The organism is Collimonas antrihumi (genome assembly GCF_018304965.1).
Lineage (GTDB): Bacteria > Pseudomonadota > Gammaproteobacteria > Burkholderiales > Burkholderiaceae_D > Collimonas > Collimonas antrihumi.
The window spans coordinates 120,706-142,193 of sequence record NZ_JAGQED010000004.1 but is presented as its reverse complement, the minus strand read 5'-3'; the positions used below and the strand labels follow the sequence as shown (position 1 = coordinate 142,193).

Here is a 21,488-nt window from a genome sequence, read left to right as displayed (position 1 = left end):
GCACTTGTGCGGCGTTTTTATTTCCTCACTAGCTTCAAATCACCTCGTAACCGACACAGTGCCAGCTTGTTGAGAATCACCATGGCGAGCCTTGTACCAGAATACTCCCAGCCACTCATGCAAAGCGTACCCGCTACGACGCATGCCCTCGCCCGACGGCAAAAAACTTAACAAGGTAAGCCGGTCCCGGCTAAAAAAAACGGTCGGCGCGATCACCACTTCCAATCCAGTCCGGGCAAACATCATCTGAGATCGCGGCATATGCAAGGCATCGGTCACCAGTATGATTTTCTTCACGCCCGCCTGCGCCAGAATCGCGGCTGAGAATTTTGCATTTTGCTCAGTATCGTCGGAAGCTCCTTCGATCCATTTTACCGGCGTAGAAAAATCCTCGCGTAAGCTGCGAGCCATCACTGCCGCCTCCGACATTTTCGAACCGTCAGGCATGCCGCCTGAAACCAATATGGGCAGCCCGGTCTGGCGATGCATCTTGGCGCCATAACGCAAACGCGCCAGGGTCAAATAACTTGCAACATCTTCGCCGTCATATTCTGGCGCATTTGCCAATTTGCCCATACCCAATATGACAATCGCCTGCGCGCCGTTAGTCGCACCGGCCACATCTACCGCCAGCGGTAACACACGCTGCTCCAGTGGCGCCACCAGCAACAAAGCACCTGCCTTGGTGCTTAACACGGCCAACAGCAACAATGACGTCAGGCTGACGACCATGCCGGTACTTGGATAAGCACGCCGCAGCAGCATGCCGGCGATGCACAACAAGATAAGATTAGCCGGCAAAAGTAATAAGGCGCTCACCACCTTGGTGATAATGAAAGTTGCGTGCATGGTAAAAAATTAAATAAACGGCGCCAGCAGGGCCATGGTCCGCGCGGTAGCGCCACGATGCTGTTGCGCAAATTGGGTGGCTTGCTCGCTCATCACCTGGCGTTGCTGATCCGCCTGCAATAGCTGCTGTGCCATATCCAGCATGGTGTCGACGTCGCTCACTCGTTGCGCAGCGCCGGCGGCAATCGCCTGTTCGGTAATATCTGAAAAATTGAACGTATGCGGTCCGATCAATACCGGCTTGCCAACCGCAAACGCCTCGATCAGGTTTTGCCCGCCCATCGGCAGCAGACTGCCGCCGATGAACGCCACATCGCACATTGCGTAATAGGCGAACATTTCACCCATCGAATCGCCGATCAGCACCTTTACTTGCGGCGGTACCGGCTCATCCGCCAGGCGGGTGCGGCGCAACGGCGGCAATCCCTTTGCTGCCGCCATGTCGGCCACTTCATCGAACCGCTGCGGATGGCGTGGCACAATGATGGTCAACAAATCTGCAAAGGCAGGATCCCGGCCGCGCCTGGACAAAGCATCGAGAATCAACTCTTCTTCGCCATCGCGCGTGCTGGCACACAGCAGCACCGGGCGACTGCCGATCTGCTCCCGCATCGCAGCGCCGACTGCCAATAAGGCAGGAGAAGGCGTAACGTCAAACTTGAGGTTGCCGGTCACGTGCACGTTGTTGCCGCCGAGTTGCTGCAAACGTCCCGCGTCTGCTTCGGTTTGTGCGCCAACGCAGGACATGCCGCTGGCAGCCTCGGTCATCAATGTGGAGAAGCGCTTGCCGCGACGCAGGGAGCGCGCCGACAAACGTGCATTCACCAGCGCCACCGGCACCTTGTAACGCCCGCACTGGACGATCAGGTTCGGCCACACTTCGGTTTCCATCAGCACGCACAGACCAGGTGAGAAATGGCGCAGGAAGCGTCCCACCATCCAGCCGGTATCGTAGGGGAGAAAACATTGCAGCACCCGCGGCGATTTGCCAAACAAAGCCTGTCCGGTAGCGCGCCCGGTCGCCGTCATATGCGTCAACAAAATAGCGTGCTCTGGGTAGGCATCCAGCATGGCTGCAATCAACGGCTCGGCAGCGCGCGTTTCACCAACCGAGACCGCATGCACCCACAAGAATTTGCGCGATGCCAGCGACGGCGCCAGCGGCGGATAAAAGCCGATGCGCTCCGGTACATGCTGGCGGTAACCAGGCTCCTTGCCGCCGCGGCGCCACAAGCGCAGCAATACGAAAGGCATCGCCAGCCACCATACTGCGGAATACAACAAGCGGATGCGCCAGGCGCGCCCTGCATCAAAACCCGATGCAGCGTTCATTCGGTCAGCGCACGGCCGGTCAGGCGACGCAAAATTGCCAGCGGACTGGCGCCCGGATCGTATTGCCTGGCTGCCGGCAGATGCAAGGTTTGCTCCATCATGTACTGGCCCGACATGACGGCATGCGGTGTCTGGTCGGAAAAACAAACCCAAACCGATCCGGCGGCAAATGGCTGCGTCACCTGCGGACCATCTTTTTGATATGCCGGATCTGATTTCATGGCGTCATGCAATTGCAGCATCAGATGATCGTATTCGCTGCGCAAGGACTTGGTGACATGCAAGGCGTTCAATGCCTGCGCCTGCCAGCGCGAGTATGCTTTCACCCTAGGCAAGAACCGTTGCGCCACATCTTCGAACGGTTCGCCAACCCGCCATACGCGCGGCACGCCGTCCGGATTCACATTGGCAAATACGCGCAAGATGCGTTCGCCGTAATTGGGACGCGACGGGAATGCATCAACGTGCAGGCGGCGATCATCGGCACGCCAGGATTGGGCGCGGCTTTCCACCTGCATCGGCCGATAACTGGTCGGCGCCATGCGCAGTTCGCTGCGCGTGTCTGCATAAGCGGGCAGCAAGGAATAAATCAGTTGCTGCGCTTGCGCCCGAAAGCGCCCGATCATGTTGGCCAGTGCCGCCTGATCAGCCGCGTCGCCCAGCGCGCCTTTCAGCTTGCCATTGGCATCCAGGCTGATATTGCGACTCTTGGGATCGCGCACCGCCGGCGTCAGGAAGCGCCGTTCGTCGGCCGTAAACGTAAAGCTGAGATGCGGAAAATACAGGACTTTTCCCGCTTCAAGCGCAGAAATCCACGCCGAATTCGGGGTGCTGATCTGCCAGTCGGCAATATCGATTTCGAGAATTTGTTGTTCCATGGCCGTATTATGCCGCGTTGCGATGATGGCGGGAACAGCGCGATAGATTCGCCTGGCAAATAGTTGCCAATTAGAAAACAAACAAGGCAGTCTGATTTGGTTCTGTTGACAAACAAGAATCCAATCTATAATGAAAACCAGCAGGTTCCTCAAGTGGTTTGGCATGAATACATACAGGGAGGTATCCCCATGGTTCAAATGTCGCGGCGCCAGTTTCTTAAAACGACTGGCGCTACCCTGGCAGGTTCGAGTCTGGCGCTGATGGGATTTTCGCCGGCGCCCGCGCTGGCGGAAGTACGTAGCTATAAATTGACGCGCACCGTCGAAACCCGCAACACCTGCCCCTACTGCTCCGTCAGTTGCGGAGTCCTGATGTACAGCCTCGGCGATGGCGCCAAGAATGCCAAAGCCAGCATCATTCACATCGAGGGCGATCCGGATCACCCGGTCAATCGCGGCACGCTCTGTCCCAAAGGCGCGGCTTTGCTCGATTTCGTACACAGTCCGAGCCGTCTCCAGTTCCCCGAATATCGCGCACCGGGTTCCAAGGAATGGAAACGCATGTCTTGGGACGATGCGCTGAGCCGCATCGCCACCTTGATGAAGCAGGACCGGGATGCGAATTTCGTCGAAAAGACGCCGGAGGGCTTAACCGTCAACCGCTGGCTGACCACCGGCATGCTGGCGGCATCGGCCAGCAGCAATGAAGTCGGCTACCTGACGCATAAAACCATACGCAGTCTTGGCATTCTGGGATTCGATAACCAGGCGCGTGTCTGACACGGTCCGACGGTGGCAGGTCTTGCCCCGACGTTTGGCCGTGGAGCGATGACGAATCATTGGGTCGACATCAAGAATGCGGACGTTATTCTCATCATGGGCGGCAATGCAGCCGAGGCGCACCCGTGCGGCTTCAAATGGGTGACAGAAGCCAAGGCGCATAACAAGGCGAAACTGATCGTGGTAGATCCGCGCTTTACGCGCTCGGCCTCGGTGGCGGATTTCTACGCGCCGATCCGTACCGGCACGGATATCATTTTCCTCGGCGGTGTCATCCGCTACCTGCTGGAGAAGGATAAGATCCAACACGAGTACGTCAAGAATTACACTGACTTCACCTTTATCGTGCGGGAAGATTTCACTTTCGACGACGGGATTTTCTCAGGCTACAACGCGGAAAAGCACAACTACAGCAAGACCACCTGGGACTACGAACTCGGCGACGACGGTTTTGTAAAAACCGATCCAACCCTGGCCCATCCGCGCTGCGTATTCAACCTGATGAAACAGCACTACGATCGCTATACGCCGGAGATGGTGGAGAGCGTGTGCGGCACGCCCAAGGAGAAATTCCTGAAAGTGTGCGAGATGCTGGCATCCACCGCATCGCCGACGCGTGCCGGCACCATCTTGTACGCACTCGGCTGGACCCAGCATTCGATCGGCTCGCAAATCATCCGCACAGGCGCAATGGTGCAACTGCTGCTAGGTAATATCGGGATTGCCGGCGGCGGCATGAATGCCCTGCGCGGCCACTCGAACATTCAGGGGCTGACCGATCTGGGGCTGATGACCAATCTGCTGCCAGGTTATATGACGCTGCCGTCGGAATCCGAGCAAGACTACGGCAAATATATCGCCGCGCGCGCCAGCAAGCCATTGCGCCCCAATCAGCTGAGTTATTGGCAGAACTACGGCAAGTTCCATGTCAGCCTGATGAAATCATGGTGGGGCGATGCCGCCACGGCAGACAACAACTGGGGCTATGACTATCTGCCCAAGCTGGACAAGCCGTACGACATGCTACAAGTGTTCGAGCTGATGAAACAAGGCAAGGTCAACGGCTATATCGCCCAGGGTTTCAATCCGCTGGCGGCGGCGCCGGACAAGGGAAAAATCGGCGCCAGCCTGGCCAATCTGAAGTTCCTGGTCATCATGGATCCGCTGGCCACCGAGACCTCAGAGTTCTGGCAGAACCATGGCGTGTTCAATGACGTCGATCCGAGCAAGATACAAACTGAAGTATTCCGCCTGCCGACCACCTGCTTTGCCGAAGAGGATGGTTCGCTGGTGAATTCCGGCCGCTGGCTGCAATGGCACTGGAAAGGCGCACCGCCTCCGGGCGAGGCGCGCAGCGATCTGGAAATCATGTCGACGCTGTTCCTGAAGATTCGCAAGATGTACGCCGCGGACGGCGGCAAATATCCGGATCCGATCCTCAACCTGTCATGGCCGTACGCTAATCCGGAAAGCCCGACCGCGGAAGAACTGGCCAAGGAATACAACGGCCGCGCGCTCAGCGACCTGGCGGATCCCAAGGATGCTACCAAGATCATCCGCAAGAAAAACGAGCAAGTGGCTGGCTTTGCCGAACTGCGCGATGACGGCAGCACGGCCAGCGGCTGCTGGATTTTCGCCGGCAGCTGGACCGAAGCCGGCAACCAGATGGCGCGGCGCGACAATTCCGATCCGACCGGCATCGGGCAAACCCTGAACTGGGCATGGGCATGGCCGGCCAACCGGCGCATCCTGTATAACCGCGCATCATGCGATCTCAACGGCAAACCGTTCGATCCAAAACGCAAGGTGATCGGCTGGAACGGCCAGAAATGGGGCGGCGTCGATGTACCCGATTTCAAGGTGGACGAAGCGCCTGCCGGCGGCATGGGACCGTTCATCATGAATCCGGAAGGGGTGGCGCGTTTCTTTGCCAGGGCAGGCATGGCCGAAGGACCGTTCCCGGTGCATTACGAACCGTTCGAAACGCCGGTCGGCTATAACCCGTTGTTTCCAAAAAATCCGGCGGCAACCAGCAATCCGGGCGCGCGGGTATTCCCCGACGACCGCGCCATGTTCGGCAAGGCCGATGCATTCCCCCATGTCGGCACCACCTATCGGCTCACCGAACATTTCCATTACTGGACTAAACATGCGCGTCTCAACGCCATTCTCCAACCCGAACAGTTTGTCGAGATTGGCGAAGAGCTGGCGAAGGAAGTCGGCGTGGTCGCCGGTGAGCGCGTCAAGGTCAGTTCCAAGCGCGGTCATATCGTTGCGGTAGCTGTGGTGACCAAACGCATCAAGAAGATGACGATTGAAGGCAAACCGGTGCATCACGTCGGGATCCCGATCCATTGGGGTTTCAAGGGTTTGACCAAACCTGGCTACCTGGCCAACACGCTGACACCTGGCGTGGGCGACGGCAATTCGCAGACGCCGGAATTCAAGTCGTTCCTGGTCAAGGTTGAGAAGGCATAGGAGAAACCATGGCCCTGCAATCACTCGATGTCAAACGCGTTTCCGCCACCACGACGCCGCCGCCCGGTGTACGTGAGCCGGTGACCGGCACTGTCGCCAAGCTGATCGATGTCACCAAATGCATAGGCTGCAAAGCCTGCCAGACCGCTTGCATGGAATGGAACGATCTGCGCGACGAGGTCGGCGTCAACGTCGGCGTGCTGGATAATCCGCCTGACATGACGGAACATTCATGGACCGTCATGCGATTCTCGGAATACGAAAATCCGGACGGTAATCTCGAATGGCTGATCCGCAAGGATGGCTGCATGCACTGCGAAGATCCGGGATGTCTCAAGGCTTGTCCATCCCCCGGCGCAATCGTCCAATACAACAACGGGATTGTCGATTTTCACGAAGAAAACTGCATCGGCTGCGGCTATTGCGTCACCGGTTGCCCGTTCGACGTGCCGCGCATTTCAAAGAAGGACAACAAAGCCTATAAGTGCACGCTCTGCTCAGATCGGGTCGCCGTGGGCCAGGAACCGGCCTGCGTCAAGACTTGCCCTACCGGCGCGATTGTATTTGGCACCAAAGAGGATATGAAGGCGCACGCGGAAGAGCGCATAGTCGATCTCAAGGAGCGCGGCTTCGGACAGGCTGGCCTGTACGACCCGCCGGGTGTCGGCGGCACGCATGTCATGTACGTATTGCATCATGCGGATAAGCCTTCGCTCTATCATGGCCTGCCAGACAACCCGCACATCAGCCCGTTGGTCGGTTTGTGGAAAGGCGCCGCCAAGCCGCTGGCGCTGGCAGGCATCGCGTTGACGGCGCTGGCGGGATTTTTCCACTATATCAAGATCGGACCGAGTGAGGTCTCGGAGGATGACGAGGCGGCAGAGGCGGAGGAATCCAGAACGGCGAAGCGTTCCGCACTACTCACTGCACCGGATGTCAACACGAATGATCCCCACGATCCCAACATCAACGCGCAGGATCTGCCGCCATGAACAACGCCGAACGAGACGTGGAAAAAGACAGCATCGTACGTTACAACGCCAAGGAGCGTATCAACCACTGGCTGGTTGCCATCACGTTTGTGGTGCTGGCGCTATCCGGACTGGCGTTGTTCCATCCAGCGATGTTCTGGCTCACCTTTGTATTGGGCGGCGGTACCTGGACGCGCATCTTGCATCCGTTCATCGGGTTGGTGATGTTTGTCAGTTTTGCGATATTAGCGGTCGGTTTCTGGCGTTACAATCTGATCGAAAAGAATGATGTCGACTGGTTAAAAGATATCCGCGACGTGGTCAGCAATCGCGAAGAAAACCTTCCGCCGGTGGGCCGCTACAACGCTGGCCAGAAGTTGCTGTTCTGGACCATGATCGCCTGTATGATAGGATTGCTGCTGTCCGGCATTGTCATCTGGCGCGCCTGGTTTTCCTGGATGTTCCCGATATTTGTGATCCGGGTTGCGGTTGTGCTGCATGCCTTTTGCGGTTTCGTGCTTATTGTTGGCATCGTCGTGCATATTTATGCTGCCATCTGGATCAAGGGAACGGTAGGCGCCATGACACGCGGCACGGTCAGCCGCGCCTGGGCGCGCAAGCATCATCCGGCCTGGTACCGGAAAATGACAGACGAATGAAGGAATCAACTTGCAACGTATCCTCGAACCGGGTGAAATCGAAGCACTTGATCACAATGCCATTCCACGCATTCGCATGCCGGAGCGCGCCAGCGTATTCAGCAATCGCGCGCAACGCCTGAAACAACTCGCAACGGGAAATGCCATCGGTGGCTACCTGAGCCTGATGGCGGTATTGGCGGAGGCGCAACAGCAAGCATTGAACAAATTGGCCGGCGAGCCGGACAATCATGCCCAGGACCAGGCCCGCATCAACCTGGCACACGCGCATTTGATGCCATTGATTCTGGCTACAGATCAAGTGCGCAGCCCGCATTGGCAAGCTGTCTTGAATCAATTACTCGAACACGTCGCAGAAGCCGCCAATATCCCGGCAGCCGTAACACAACTGGTAACGCGCCTTCAACAAACCGGCGCTAACGAACGTGACAGCCAGGCCGAAGCGATCCTGCGCAACAATCATGAGATTGTCGATCCTGCCAGCGCCCCGTTTTACGCTGCGGCCTTGCAAGTGGTCTGCTGCGATCTTGTGACCCGCTTTAGCGAACGCGACGTACCGCTGCTGGATACGCCAGGCCTGTGCCCATGCTGCGGCTCGCTGCCGGTTGCCAGCGTGGTACGCATGGATGGACAATCGCAGGGGCATCGCTACCTGCAATGCAGCATGTGCGCGGCCGAGTGGCATATGGTACGTATCAAATGCAGCTATTGCGACTCCACTAAAGGCATCGCCTATCAGGCCATAGAGGATGGTTCAGCGGCCATCAAGGCCGAGACCTGCGATGAATGCCACAGCTGGCTGAAAATCTTCTACCAGGAAAAAGATCCTTACCTCGAACCGCTGGCAGACGACCTTGCCAGCGTAGCCTTGGATCTGCTGATGGGAGAAACCGTTTACGCACGCCGCCATGGCAATCCCTTGCTCTGGCAATCCACGGAGAATTGAATGGCTGGTGCAATCACGCAAGCTGAGGCAACCACTACCCCGATCGCCTCTGCCAGTGACATTCCCGCCGTCGACCGTGTTCTGAATCTGACGGAAACCCAGCCGTTGCTGGCGCAATACGGACGCACTCAGCTAACCGCAGCGGTGCGAAAACATCTGGATAAGCTGAGGGTCGATGCTCTTGCCGGCAAACTGGTGCAGGCAGATGTGGATGATTCGCAGCTAATAGATATTCTCGGAAAGCAGCTTGCGGCCGCCAGCCGACTGCACCTGCGCGCATTGTTCAATCTTACCGGCACCGTTCTGCATACCAATCTTGGCCGCGCACTGCTGCCGGATGAAGCGGTGCAAGCGGTCATCAGTGCGCTGACATCTCCCGGCAATCTTGAATTCGATCTCGAAACCGGCGGCCGCGGCGACCGTGACAGCCTAGTTGAAGACGTATTGTGCGAACTCACCGGCGCCGAGGCAGCTACCGTTGTCAACAACAACGCCGCCGCCGTGCTGCTGATGCTTAATTCACTGGCGCAGCGGAAAGAAGTCATCGTCTCGCGCGGCGAACTGGTTGAAATCGGCGGCGCATTCCGCATCCCCGACATCATGCAGCGCGCCGGAGCAAAACTGGTGGAAATCGGCACCACCAACCGTACCCATCCGTCGGATTACGCCAACGCCATCACGCCGCGCAGCGCGATGCTGATGAAGGTTCATTGCAGTAATTACGCCATCAGCGGCTTCACGCGTAGCGTCGACGTCTCCACGCTGGCAGAGCTGGCGCGGCCACAGGGACTGCCTGTTACGGTTGATCTTGGCAGCGGCACGCTGGTCGACCTGACGCAGTGGGGCTTGCCCGGGGAGACCACGGTACGGGAGACCATACGGCAAGGCGCTGATCTGGTGACGTTCAGCGGCGACAAGCTGCTGGGCGGGCCGCAGGCGGGACTTATCGTCGGCCGTGCGGACCTGATACAGCGCATCAAGAAAAATCCGCTGAAGCGCGCACTGCGCGTCGGCAAACTCACCTTGGCCGCGCTGGAGCCGGTGTTAAGACTTTATCTGGCGCCGGAATTTCTGGCGGAACGCCTCACAACCTTGCGCCTGCTCACCCGTAACCAGCTGCAGATACATGCCCAGGCCGAACGCCTGCTGGGCGTATTGCAGACCGCGCTGGGAACCCGCTATACCGTCACCGCAGAGGCAATGTTCAGCCAGATTGGCAGCGGCGCATTGCCAGTTGACCAGCTGCCGAGTTACGGCCTGGTGGTGCGCGCCGGGAACGTCGCCAATGGCGGCAAGCGCCATGGCCGCGCGCTAGATAGACTGGAAAAAGCACTTCGCCAGTTGCCACGCCCAGTCATCGGACGAATCGCCAGCGACGCGCTGTGGCTGGATTGCCGCTGCCTGGAAGAACGCGATGAAACCTTGTTCCGCACTCAGTTGCAGGATCTGTCCCTATGATCGTCGGCACCGCCGGGCATATCGATCACGGCAAGACCACACTCATCAAGGCGCTGACAGGCGTCAATACCGATCGTCTAAAGGAAGAGCAGGTCCGAGGCATTTCGATTGAGCTTGGCTATGCCTACACCCCGCTGCCGAACGGCGAAGTATTGGGATTTATCGACGTGCCGGGACATGAGCACCTGGTGCATACGATGGTGGCGGGCGCTTCCGGCATCGACTTTGCGTTGCTGGTGATTGCTGCCGATGATGGCGTCATGCCGCAAACACGCGAGCATCTGGAAATCCTGCAATGGCTGGGAGTCAATAGCGGCGCCGTGGCACTGACCAAAATCGACCGCGTCGATCAAGCACGTATTGCCGAGGTCACCCGCGAAATTCAACAGCTGTTGGCAAGCACCATGCTGGCAGACGTGCCGATCTTTCCAGTCGCGGCACATGACTTGGAAGATGTTGGAACCGCCGCCCTACAGCAGCATTTACACGAGGTCGCACAGCGCATGCAGCCGCGTCGCGACGACGGGCTATTCAGGCTGGCGATTGACCGCGTGTTCACCCTTGCGGGGCACGGCACAGTGGCGACCGGAACCATTTTCTCCGGCCAGGTCCACGTTGGCGATCACGTCGCGTTGATGCCAGCCGGCGACATGGCGCGGGTACGCAGCCTGCATGTGCAAAATCGCTCTGCCCCCGGTGGCCACGCCGGACAGCGTTGCGCACTCAACCTGACCGGCATCGACAAGGATGCCATCAAGCGCGGCGACTGGCTGGCCGATCCACGCGCGATGACACCGTCGACACGGATTGATGTGGAACTTCAACTATCAGCCAATGCGGGAGTATTGTTACGCAACCGCTCGCCCCTGCATGTACACGTGGGCACCTTGCATCAAGTTGCCCGTGTCACGCTCCTGGAAGGAAACACGCTGTCCCCCGGCTGTCGCAGCAGAGTGCAGCTGCAATTTGAATCACCTGTCTGCACGATTCCAGGTGACCGGCTTATCGTCCGCAATGCGCAGGCAAGCATGACCATCGGCGGCGGTCACGTACTGGACCCGCTAGCTCCTGCACGCAAGCGTCGCACACCGGAACGCCACGCGTGGCTGGGTGCGATCGAACACATGCTGAATGGCGCCGGCATCAGCGCGCTACTGCAAGCCGTTGCGCCTGGCGGCTTGCGCCTCTCCATGCTGATGCAGCTTAGTGGATTGCCATCCGCCGCATTGCAATTGCCGGCAGATGCACAATCCATTGCGACCGGTTCGCACGCGCAAGATACTTTTATCATGCTGCCGGCCCAGTGGCAGTCTCTAAGAACGCTGGCAGTTGCCGCACTTACGGAGTTTCATGCACGCTTTCCTGACGAACAGGGCGTGGATGCCGCACGTCTGCGACGGATGACGTTGCCGGCACTGGACAACGCGCTGTGGTTGGCAGTCGTAGATTCCCTCACTGGCGATGCGACGATTCTGCGCAGCGGACCGTGGCTGCATCTGCCGCAACATACGGTAACACTGTCAGAAGATGAACAGGCGCTGGCGCAACAGCTGTTGTCAACGCTGGCCGCAGCTGGATTCGATCCTCCCTGGGTGCGCGAACTGGCGCAAGCGCACAAGATTCCAGAGGAACCGGTACGGCAGCTGCTGCGTAAATTACTGCGGCAAGGGCTGGTATATCAAATCGAGCGCGACCTGTTTTATCACCATGGCCGCATGCGTGAATTAGCGGTGCTGCTGGCGAGCCTGGCGGCCGAACAAAGGCCAGAGCATGGCTCCGCAGCTGCGGCAGGTGTAAACGCCGCACGCTGGCGCGATGCCACAGGACTGGGCCGCAAGCGCGCCATCCAGATTCTGGAATTTTTTGATCGCATAGGTTATACCCGTCGCGTGCGTGATGCGCACGTATTGCGCGGCGGCGACCTGAACTGGTTCTGATGGCGCGGGAATCGCGAATCAGGATAAGATGGCACACGATAGCGCACGTAGCGCACGATAGCGTACGATAACGCACAATAACGCACCAAGGAAGGCACACGTATCCGGTGATGCGGCCGGGCTTCAAACCCGGTGGGGGGTGCCAGTCACTCCCGGGTAGGTTCGACTCCTGCTGCCTTCCGCCAATCGACTTATGGGCAGCTCGAGTAATCCTGTTACGTCATTGGCGACCCCGTCTCGGCGACCCCAGCTCGGCGCCCCCGTCCTTCCCGCGAACGCGGGAATCTATTTTAAATCAGTAAACTGGATCTCCGCGTTCGCGGGGATGACGGAGTTTTTAGAGGTCGCCTTATGGCGCCAACGTGCTCACCGCTAGCGCGACCTGCTCCACGGTAGGAGCCGCGCCAAGTTCACCCAGGTTGATAATTTGCGATGACCAGTTGCCCTCGGTTTTCCAGCGGGGCGAATCGCAATACAGCTCGATGGTCGGACGGTTGAATGCAGCGGCGATGTGCGTCAGGCCGGTATCGACACCGATCACCAATGCAGCACGCTGGGCCAGCATTACTGCTTCCATCAATGGCAACTTGGGGAGTACCCGCGCATTGCTCATTTGGCTCGCCAACTGCTCTGCAGTGTTTTTCTCAGCATCGCTCCCCCAGGGCAGCAATACCGGCAGGCCGCGTTCAGCGAGCAACGCCGCAATCCGCACCCAACTAGCATTCGGCCACTGCTTGGCAGCGCGCGCCGTGCCATGGAAAAAAACTGCATATGGCGCATCCGGCAGCCATGCGGGCGTCATGGCAGGAGGATGCAGATTGAAATCTGCAACACCATCAACGCTATAGCCGAGCGCCTTTGCCGCTACTTCGCGGGCACGCAATACAGCGTGCGTATGCAAGCCCACCTCGACACTCTTGGTATGAAATATGCGCGACAGCGGCTCATAACCGGAGCCCTCAGTCGCATTCGCCAATCCGACCCGTCGACCACCGGGAGCAAGCCGCGCCATTCGCATGACTACACTGGTTTTCAGCAAGCCTTGCGTATCGAACACGATATCGTAAGCATCCTGGTTGAGCTGCTGTCTGAAATTCGAAATTTCCGCCCGCGTGGCCGCGGACAACAGACTCTTACGCCAGCGGCGCAGCGCAATCGGGATGATGCGGCGCACATCTGGATTCATGCGCACCAGGCCGACGTAGCCCTCTTCCACGACCCAGTCGATATTCGCATCGGGATAATGGTGTCGGATATCCGACACCATCGGCATGTTATGCACCACATCGCCCAAAGAGGAGACGCGGACGATCAGGATGTTCAAATCGCAGCCGTTTCGACAGGTTGATTAGAAAGGCAGCGACGCATCGGGCTTGGCAGCCAGAATCACGCGCTTGAATTCAGACTGGATCCGGGCCAGTGCCTGTTCCGATTCGGCCTCAAAACGCATCACGACAACCGGAGTGGTATTGGATGAACGCGCCAGGCCGAAACCATCTGCATATTCAACACGCAAGCCGTCAATCTTGATAGTTTCGTCAGATCCGGGAAAATTCGCCTCACGCTGCAATTTCTCGATCAGGGCGAAATTCTCTCCTTCTTCCAGCTTCAATTGCAATTCTGGTGTGCTGGAGGATTGCGGTAATGCATTCAATACCGCTGAAGGATCGCTTTCACGGCTCAGCAATTCCAGCAAACGCACGCCGGCGTACAGTCCGTCATCGAAGCCGTACCAGCGGTCTTTGAAGAAAACATGGCCGCTCATTTCACCGCCCAGCGGCGCGCCGGTTTCACGCATCTTGGCCTTGACCAGCGAGTGACCGGTTTTCCACATCAGAGGCTTACCGCCATGCTTGGTAATCCATGGCGCCAGGTGGCGAGTACATTTGACATCGTACAAGATCTCACGGCCTGGATGACGCGTCAGCACATCGGCGGCAAACAGCATCAGTTGCCGGTCGGGATAGATGATCTGGCCATCCTTGGTAACGACACCGAGACGATCGCCGTCGCCGTCGAATGCCAATCCCAGCTCGGCGTCAGAGTTTTGCAAGGCACGAATCACGTCCTGCAGGTTTTCCGGGTGCGCCGGATCGGGATGGTGGTTAGGGAAAGTGCCGTCCACTTCACAAAACAGTTCCTGCACCTCGCACCCTAGTGCGCGATACAACTCGCCGGCAAAAGCGCCAGCCACACCGTTACCGCAATCGACCACGATCTTCATTGGCCGGGCCAGCTTGGTATCGTTTACAATCCGCTGCAGATAGGCATCCTTGATGTCATGCTGACGATAGCTGCCGGCCGGCGCCGACACGGTAGCCTTGACGCTGCCATTCGCGATAGCCTGATACAGCTGCTGGATGGTGTCGCCGTATATCGCCTCGCCGGCCAGCACCATCTTGAAGCCGTTGTAATCGGGTGGATTGTGGCTGCCTGTGACCATAATCCCGGATTGCGCTCCAAGTATATGGGTCGCGAAATACACCATAGGCGTCACGACGATCCCGAGATCCACCACATCCACGCCAGCGTCCTGCAAACCGGTTGCCAGGGCAGCGGTCAGTTCGGGTCCGGATAAACGGCCGTCGCGGCCGATAATCACGGTTTGTTCGCCTTTAGCGCGCGCGGCGACGCCGAATGCCTGGCCGATTTGGCGAGCAATGCCGGCGTCTAACGTGGTGCCGACGACACCGCGGATGTCATAGGCCTTGAATATCGATTTGGAGAGTGGGAGCATGGTTTTATCAAATGAGAATGCGGCGTTCCGTGGCAAGAAAACTGCAGCGGATTCAGGTTCGCATGCCACGACGGGCAAGGATGGAATGTTTAACTGAATCGAAAGACGGGTGCCTGGTGTCGAGCACGCATCTTCGATTCAATCGCCGGTCATCAGGCCGGCGCTATTTTGCGGAAAACAGAAACAACGATGATTGTTATACGCGTATGGCGTCTAGCGACTTACCGGAGGCGACCCAGTCCTGAACCCATTTGGGCTGACGACCACGGCCGGTCCATTGCAACAATGCATCCGATGGGTGGCGATAACGGACCGCTACCTTTGCCTTGGGTGCAGTGCTCTTGCCACGCGACTGGGCGCCTAGTAAATCCTGCAGAGAGATTCCAGCGCTTTGCGCAATAGCTAAAATCTGTTCGCGCGCCTTGACCTGCTCCTGATGTTCGCGATCTTTCAACGCTTGCTTGACTTGATCCTGCAATGCGCGTAATTCAGCTACTGTTAATCCTGACAAATCCATGCTACCCCCGATAAATGAAATTCAATCAAAATATTGTTACGTCAATTAATGCAGCGTCGTATCACCAACCTCAGACAAGCGACGTTTGGCGCGCCATATAAAATCTTCAATTCCACATTGTGGTGCATACTCGGCGACTGTACGCAGCAGTAATTCACGCACTTCCTCATAAGCAAACCTGGAACACGCGTCTTCCAATTTTCCCAACAGCTCTTCCAACAGCACCCACGGTATCTCTACTTCTTGCGCACGCATGATCAGCGGATGTTCTGTGCCTTCGACATTTTCGCCAATTAACAACTCTTCGTATAATTTTTCACCAGGACGTAAACCTACGTGATTGATTTCTATCGTACCGTCTGGCGTTGCATCCGATAATACGTCCAGCCCACTTAGATGCACCATCCGTGTCGCCAGATCGATGATCTTTATCGGATCACCCATGTCCAGGACAAACACATCTCCGCCCTGCCCCATCGCTCCTGCTTGCAGCACCAGTTGCGCCGCTTCGGGAATGGTCATGAAATATCGGGTGATTTCGGGGTGGGTCAAGGTAATCGGTCCACCGGCCATGATCTGCTTACGAAACAAAGGAACAACCGAACCTGATGAGCCGAGTACGTTACCAAAGCGCACCATGCAAAATCTCGTCGTTGACCCACCTTTAACTTGCGCTCGTGAAAATGCTTGCAAAATCAACTCGGCAAATCGTTTGGTTGACCCCATTACATTGGTCGGCCGCACTGCTTTGTCCGTGGAAATCAATACGAATGATTTGACGCCGGCAGCCATGGCAGCTTTGGCTACGCTCAGCGTACCGAACACATTATTCCGGATACCTTCGATCGGATTGTGCTCAACCAGAGGCACGTGTTTGTAAGCGGCAGCGTGGTATACCGTTTCAACTGAAAACGTCCGCATGATACGCGTACATTTTTCGGTTTCCAGTACGGATCCTAGAAATGGCAGTAATTCAATGTTCAGACCAAGACGCCGTTGCAATTCGCTTAGTTCTTGCTCTATCGCGTACAAGCCGAATTCAGACATTTCCAGCAAAATCAGCCGGGAAGGCCGTTGCCGGATAATCTGACGACAAAGCTCTGATCCAATGGAGCCACCTGCACCAGTTACAAGTACTGATTTGTCTACAATACATGCTGAAATCAATTCCGGATTTGGTTCCACCGGATCGCGTCCCAGCAAATCCTCGATTTCGACTTCGCGAATATCCTGCACGCGTAACTCACCGTTAATCAGGCTTTTGATGGGCGGCGTTACCTTGATTTTGACTTTGAGTGGCTCTAATTTATCGAGAATATGTTTCTGCTGAAGCTTACTCAAGGATGGCATTGCCAGCAAAATCTCTTTGAAATTGTAGCGTGCAATCAGGTTAGATAAATCGTCGGCCGAATAGACTTTGATGCCGGCGATGGAAGCCTTGTTCAATTCCTTCTTGTCATCGATGAAAACAACGGGTAAATATTCATGTCCCGCGCGAAGTGCGCTCGCCAACTGTGTACCGGCCTGACCGGCACCATAAATCGCAACTCGCACAGCCCCCTCTATTCCGCTGGCGTGCAGCAGGTATCCTCGCGCCAGGAAGCGGCTTGCGGTCACATATAGGATCGCACTAATCCAGTAAATTCCAAAAACTGCACGTGAATATCCAGCAGTTTGCGTAAAAGTCCCAAGAGCGCCTAACGCAATCACCGATAACGTTACACCAAACACTACAACGTAAACAATCTTATGATCGATAAAGCGAATGACAGCCCTGTACAGTCCTAACTTGATAAAAATAGGGATCGATATCAAAGGCAGCGCCACGATCAATAAACCATATTGATGCAACAACCAGCTATTAAGACCGTCGTGACGTAACCATATCGCCATACAAAACGTTAATGGCAACAGAATGATATCTGCAGAGGCTGCAACTATTTGCTTATGAAGACGCGATAGACTTAAAAAAGGAATCATGTGGATAATTCAGCGATTAGCGACCATAAGAAAATTTAACGACCTTCGGAATAAAATTTTGGACCTTCGCCGACAATCAATGCGTAACTCCATCTCTTCGGACAACTTTCAAAAAGGTGAGAAATATAATTTTCATATCAAGAAAAAAAGATTGTCGCTGCAGATATTCAACATCCAACTTTACTTTTTCCGGAATAGGCAATTCATCCCGCCCATTGATCTGCGCCCATCCCGTCAAGCCTGGCAGTAACTGCTCAATACCGTATGTAGTGCGCAACGCTATCAAGTCATCTTGATTGTACAGTGCGGGCCTTGGGCCAACAAAACTCATATCCCCTTTAATGATGCTCCACAGTTGCGGTAACTCGTCCAGGCTCGATTTACGCAAAAAGGAACCAATTGGAGTCAGAAACTTGCCGGGGTCGACCAGCAAATGAGTCGCCACCGCAGGCGTTTCGACCAGCATTGTGCGAAACTTGGGCATCAAAAAAATAGTGTTATTTCGACCGACCCTATCAGACCAATATAAAATTGGGCCAGTCGATGTTAATTTAACGAAAAAAGCAACAATCAAAAGTGGAAAAGCAAAAATCAACAATAACAGAAGACTTAAAAATAGGTCAAAAATACGCTTCATATGAAATCACTTACCCTTGTCCGAGAAAATGCGATACCGTTTTCTGAATCGCTGCATCTGCACTAATGACAGGCTGCCAATTCAAAGTCTCTTTGGTATGCAAAATATCAACCTGCAACGATCCTAATAATCGATCAGCGACTGCCGATTTACCTAATATACCCGCACACACTTCAATCAAGCGAGAGGGAATTGGCAATAATATTAAATGTTTACCCATGGATTTCGCTATTCGGCCGATCAGGCTGGAAATACTCAAATCGTCGTCGTCGGATACCATAAAAATCTGTCCTGCAGCTTTAGGATGATGTACGCATAAGATCAGTAAATCCACTAAATTATCCAAAGCGACCATGCTTCTACGATTCTGTATATTTCCAAACGGTAGTGGCAAACCAAGTTTTACCAATTGCATTAATCTGAGGAAATTGGCTCGTACACCCGGCCCATAAACCAGAGGTGGCCTAACAATCACCACCTCCATACCGGTCCGCCGCGACAATTCTTGCAATGCTGATTCCGCCTCGAACTTGGATTGCCCATAGGGGTCAACAGGTGCGGGTACATCGAGTGAAGTAAAAGGCCGATCTTTCGTCGCCTCGCCATTAACCTTGACACTGCTAACGAATACAAAACGTTTGATGCCTGATTCAACTGCCTGCCTAGCCAGATTCATTGTGGCATCAACATTGACTTCGCGATAAGCAACAAGAGGATCATTAACTTTATCGCTCATTACATGAACACGGGCTGCCAAATGGATAATTGCGTCGCATCCGGACAGCGCATCTGACCAATCCATCGTTCCCGTCAAATTTCCGACTTGAAATTGAGATTGCATCGCATTTTTCCGGACAGATCCGACAAATGGTATTTCACGATCAGTTAATACATCGCATAACGCCGACCCGACAAAGCCATTTGCCCCCGTAACAAGTATTTTATGCATTATTTTTTACAATATTATTATTAAAATCCATGCTATAGAAATAACTTTCTAGTTTATCGATCAAAAGCTTCTTTTCAAATTGTGCAAGATAATAAGTTTTCCCAGCTGCGCCCATAACATTGCGTTTTTCAGCACTTAAGGCTGCCATCTTGGCAACGGCTATGGACAAACCTTCCGCATCACCAGCATTACAGGTAAATCCAGCTCCCGCCTCGCGTACAACCTCGGCCCCCTCACCATCTAACGCACCGACGATTGGCAATCCGGACGAAAGATAAGTTTGTACTTTTCCAGGAATCGTCATGGCAAAGATATCATTCGCTTTAAGCGACACCAGCAAGGCGTCAGCATGGGCAAAAAAAGAAGGCATTCTTTCCAAGGGAAAACGACCTGTCATTACTACATTGTTTTGCAAATTTCTTTTCTCTATCTGTTCTCGGACCCAACCCGCCATCCGTCCATCCCCGACGATAATCCATCGTATGTCATTTCGATCACGAAGACATTCGGCCGCGCTTAAAATAGTTGGAAAATCTTGTGCATCGCCAATATTTCCTGAAAACAATATATTAAATACATCTTTCTTCTTTTCTACTTCAGGAGCCATCACAACCAATTCTTTATTAAATAAATCCTCAGACCAATTAGGGAAATATTTTATCTTGTCGCTTTCGTTACAGTATTTCTCAATACCGCCTATGAAAGATTTAGATTGAGCCAGAATCAAGTCACAATTTTTGTAAATAAATCTCACCAACATTCCAACTGCATTAAGTGCTCTTTTAGATTTCACAACACCTACTGCGCTAAGCGATTCTGGCCACAAATCCAATACCCAAAATGCAATTGGAGTTTTTTTTATAAATTTCAGAAAAATTGCAGGTAAGCCAACAGTAATGGGAGACGGCTCATATACAAAAATAAGATCGTATTTCTTCCCAATCAACTTTAAAGAACCCAAAAGTGATGCTGAAAACACGAAACTAATATAATTAACAACCAGTCGGAGCGCGCTTTGCCCTCGAGGTGCTAAAGGTACCCGTATTACGTTCACACCATTAAAATCTGCGTATTTTTTGGGATGTTTATCAAAATCTTCATAAATTTTCCCCTCGGGATAATTTGGCCATCCAGTCAATACAGTAATTTCATGGCCTCGACCTGCCAATGCCGTCGCCAAATCATTAATGCGAAAATTCTCAGGCCAGAAATATTGGCTAACAATTAGTATTTTCACAATTCAAATTAGCCTACTTTGTGCCATACCTTACGATTCACATAATCGGTATAGCTATGAATAATTCTCACAACTTTGTCGGATACGTTCGGCACGCTGTAGTCAGCTACGAGCTTTAAATCTCGCTCTTCACTGCGGTTTTGACTCTCCAATATCTTCAAACTTTGCAACACACGATCGACTTCCAGCCCCGACATCATAACGGCGGCCTCTTCCATGCCTTCTGGCCGCTCGTGCGCTTCACGGATGTTAAGCGCCGGGAAATTAAGGATGGAAGACTCTTCCGTTATCGTACCGCTATCAGACAGGACAGCCCGGGAACAGGCTTGCAGCTTCACATAATCCTTGAACCCGAGCGGTTTAAGTAATCTGACTAACGGATGGAAGGTAATAGCTTTTGCATCAACCTTTTTTTGCGTACGAGGATGAGTCGATACGATGACCGGCTCACCATATGCCTCAGCGACAGCATTTAAGGTATTCACCAACTTAGCGAAATTGGTGTCCGAATCGATATTTTCCTCGCGATGTGCGCTGACGACGAAATATTTGCCTTCCGTCAATCCTAAGCGGCTCACGGCATCCGACGCATCGATCCCTGCCTTGTAGTGATTTAACACCTCAAACATAGGGCTGCCTGTCTTGATGATACGATCAGGTGGCAAGCCTTCTCGCAAAAGGTATTCCCGGGCTATAGCGCTATATGTCAAATTCATATCGGCGGTGTGATCAACAATCTTGCGATTAGTCTCTTCCGGCACTCGTTGATCAAAGCAGCGATTACCTGCCTCCATATGAAAGATCGGAATTTTCCGACGTTTAGCGGGAATCGCCGCTAAGCAGCTATTGGTATCTCCCAGTATAAGCAACGCGTCAGGCTGGACCTGTGCGAGGACGGCATCCACGGCAATAATCACTTTCCCGATAGTCTCCGCGGCATTCGCACCTGCGGCATTCAGGAAATGGTCCGGCTTACGAACTTCCAGATCCTGGAAAAAAATCTCATTTAATTCGTAATCGTAGTTTTGTCCGGTATGTGCTATCACGTGATCGCAATACTCATCCAACTTCGCCATCACGCGGGACAAACGGATAATTTCCGGTCTCGTTCCGACGACCGTCATAACTTTTAATTTTTTCATG

Annotated in this window: 17 protein-coding genes and 1 tRNA gene; 7 read left to right on the top strand and 11 right to left on the bottom strand. The window is 54.5% G+C overall.

Annotated features, from left to right (window positions below; all coding sequences use genetic code 11):
- Positions 1–39: 39 nt before the first annotated feature.
- From KHU29_RS05880 to kdoO, 3 genes are read right to left on the bottom strand one after another with little or no spacing between them, the layout of a single operon-like run.
- Positions 40–849 carry a YdcF family protein gene (locus KHU29_RS05880; RefSeq protein ID WP_211451766.1) on the bottom strand — a complete coding sequence of 270 codons (810 nt, stop codon included), beginning with the start codon at positions 847–849 and terminating at the stop codon, positions 40–42.
- Between the two features lie 9 nt (positions 850–858).
- Positions 859–2,181 carry a lipid IV(A) 3-deoxy-D-manno-octulosonic acid transferase gene (waaA, locus tag KHU29_RS05875; RefSeq protein WP_246541550.1) on the bottom strand — a complete coding sequence of 441 codons (1,323 nt, stop codon included), beginning with the start codon at positions 2,179–2,181 and terminating at the stop codon, positions 859–861.
- Positions 2,178–3,059, bottom strand: a complete 882-nt coding sequence (kdoO, locus tag KHU29_RS05870) for a Kdo hydroxylase KdoO (protein WP_211451763.1) — start codon at positions 3,057–3,059, stop codon at positions 2,178–2,180. Before kdoO ends, waaA begins: the two co-directional genes overlap by 4 nt.
- Positions 3,060–3,248: 189 nt before the next feature.
- Between kdoO and fdnG the strand changes: the two genes are divergently transcribed.
- From fdnG to KHU29_RS05835, 7 genes are all read left to right on the top strand, one after another.
- Complete coding sequence (gene fdnG / locus KHU29_RS05865; protein WP_211451761.1) at positions 3,249–6,317, top strand: formate dehydrogenase-N subunit alpha; 3,069 nt, start codon at positions 3,249–3,251, stop codon at positions 6,315–6,317.
- Between the two features lie 8 nt (positions 6,318–6,325).
- A complete protein-coding gene (gene fdxH, locus KHU29_RS05860; protein ID WP_211451759.1) occupies positions 6,326–7,309 on the top strand; it encodes a formate dehydrogenase subunit beta in 984 nt (327 codons plus the stop codon).
- Positions 7,306–7,947: a formate dehydrogenase subunit gamma gene (locus KHU29_RS05855; protein ID WP_211451757.1), complete on the top strand. Its 642-nt coding sequence runs from the start codon at positions 7,306–7,308 to the stop codon at positions 7,945–7,947. The genes fdxH and KHU29_RS05855 overlap by 4 nt, the downstream gene beginning before the upstream one ends.
- 10 nt (positions 7,948–7,957) lie before the next feature.
- Positions 7,958–8,893 carry a formate dehydrogenase accessory protein FdhE gene (gene fdhE / locus KHU29_RS05850; protein ID WP_211451755.1) on the top strand — a complete coding sequence of 312 codons (936 nt, stop codon included), beginning with the start codon at positions 7,958–7,960 and terminating at the stop codon, positions 8,891–8,893.
- Positions 8,894–10,351 (top strand): L-seryl-tRNA(Sec) selenium transferase, encoded by a 1,458-nt coding sequence (gene selA / locus KHU29_RS05845; protein ID WP_211451753.1) that lies wholly within the window; start codon positions 8,894–8,896, stop codon positions 10,349–10,351.
- The gene (gene selB, locus KHU29_RS05840; protein WP_211451751.1) at positions 10,348–12,288 is read left to right on the top strand and encodes a selenocysteine-specific translation elongation factor; all 1,941 of its coding nucleotides are present in this window, start codon (positions 10,348–10,350) and stop codon (positions 12,286–12,288) included. Before selA ends, selB begins: the two co-directional genes overlap by 4 nt.
- An 89-nt stretch (positions 12,289–12,377) precedes the next feature.
- Positions 12,378–12,473: transfer RNA gene (locus KHU29_RS05835), tRNA-Sec, on the top strand.
- A 164-nt stretch (positions 12,474–12,637) separates the two neighbouring features.
- Here the strand turns inward: KHU29_RS05835 and waaC are convergent.
- The 8 genes from waaC to wecB all read right to left on the bottom strand — a co-directional run bounded on the left by waaC (position 12,638) and on the right by wecB (position 21,487).
- Positions 12,638–13,612 carry a lipopolysaccharide heptosyltransferase I gene (gene waaC / locus KHU29_RS05830; protein ID WP_211451749.1) on the bottom strand — a complete coding sequence of 325 codons (975 nt, stop codon included), beginning with the start codon at positions 13,610–13,612 and terminating at the stop codon, positions 12,638–12,640.
- A 24-nt stretch (positions 13,613–13,636) separates the two neighbouring features.
- Positions 13,637–15,025 (bottom strand): phosphomannomutase/phosphoglucomutase, encoded by a 1,389-nt coding sequence (locus KHU29_RS05825; protein WP_211451747.1) that lies wholly within the window; start codon positions 15,023–15,025, stop codon positions 13,637–13,639.
- Positions 15,026–15,221: 196 nt separating this feature from the next.
- Positions 15,222–15,542, bottom strand: coding sequence for an H-NS histone family protein (locus KHU29_RS05820; protein WP_211451745.1), 321 nt, complete (start codon positions 15,540–15,542; stop codon positions 15,222–15,224).
- Between the two features lie 45 nt (positions 15,543–15,587).
- A complete protein-coding gene (locus tag KHU29_RS05815) occupies positions 15,588–17,522 on the bottom strand; it encodes a polysaccharide biosynthesis protein (RefSeq protein ID WP_211451743.1) in 1,935 nt (644 codons plus the stop codon).
- 76 nt (positions 17,523–17,598) lie between these two features.
- On the bottom strand, positions 17,599–18,159 hold the full coding sequence (locus KHU29_RS05810) for a sugar transferase (protein ID WP_211451741.1): 561 nt from the start codon (positions 18,157–18,159) through the stop codon (positions 17,599–17,601).
- Positions 18,160–18,169: 10 nt separating this feature from the next.
- Positions 18,170–19,108: a UDP-glucose 4-epimerase family protein gene (locus KHU29_RS05805; protein WP_211451739.1), complete on the bottom strand. Its 939-nt coding sequence runs from the start codon at positions 19,106–19,108 to the stop codon at positions 18,170–18,172.
- On the bottom strand, positions 19,101–20,345 hold the full coding sequence (locus tag KHU29_RS05800; protein WP_211451737.1) for a glycosyltransferase family 4 protein: 1,245 nt from the start codon (positions 20,343–20,345) through the stop codon (positions 19,101–19,103). The genes KHU29_RS05805 and KHU29_RS05800 overlap by 8 nt, the downstream gene beginning before the upstream one ends.
- A gap of 8 nt (positions 20,346–20,353) precedes the next feature.
- Complete coding sequence (wecB, locus tag KHU29_RS05795) at positions 20,354–21,487, bottom strand: non-hydrolyzing UDP-N-acetylglucosamine 2-epimerase (RefSeq protein WP_211451735.1); 1,134 nt, start codon at positions 21,485–21,487, stop codon at positions 20,354–20,356.
- Between the last annotated feature and the right edge of the window lies 1 nt (position 21,488).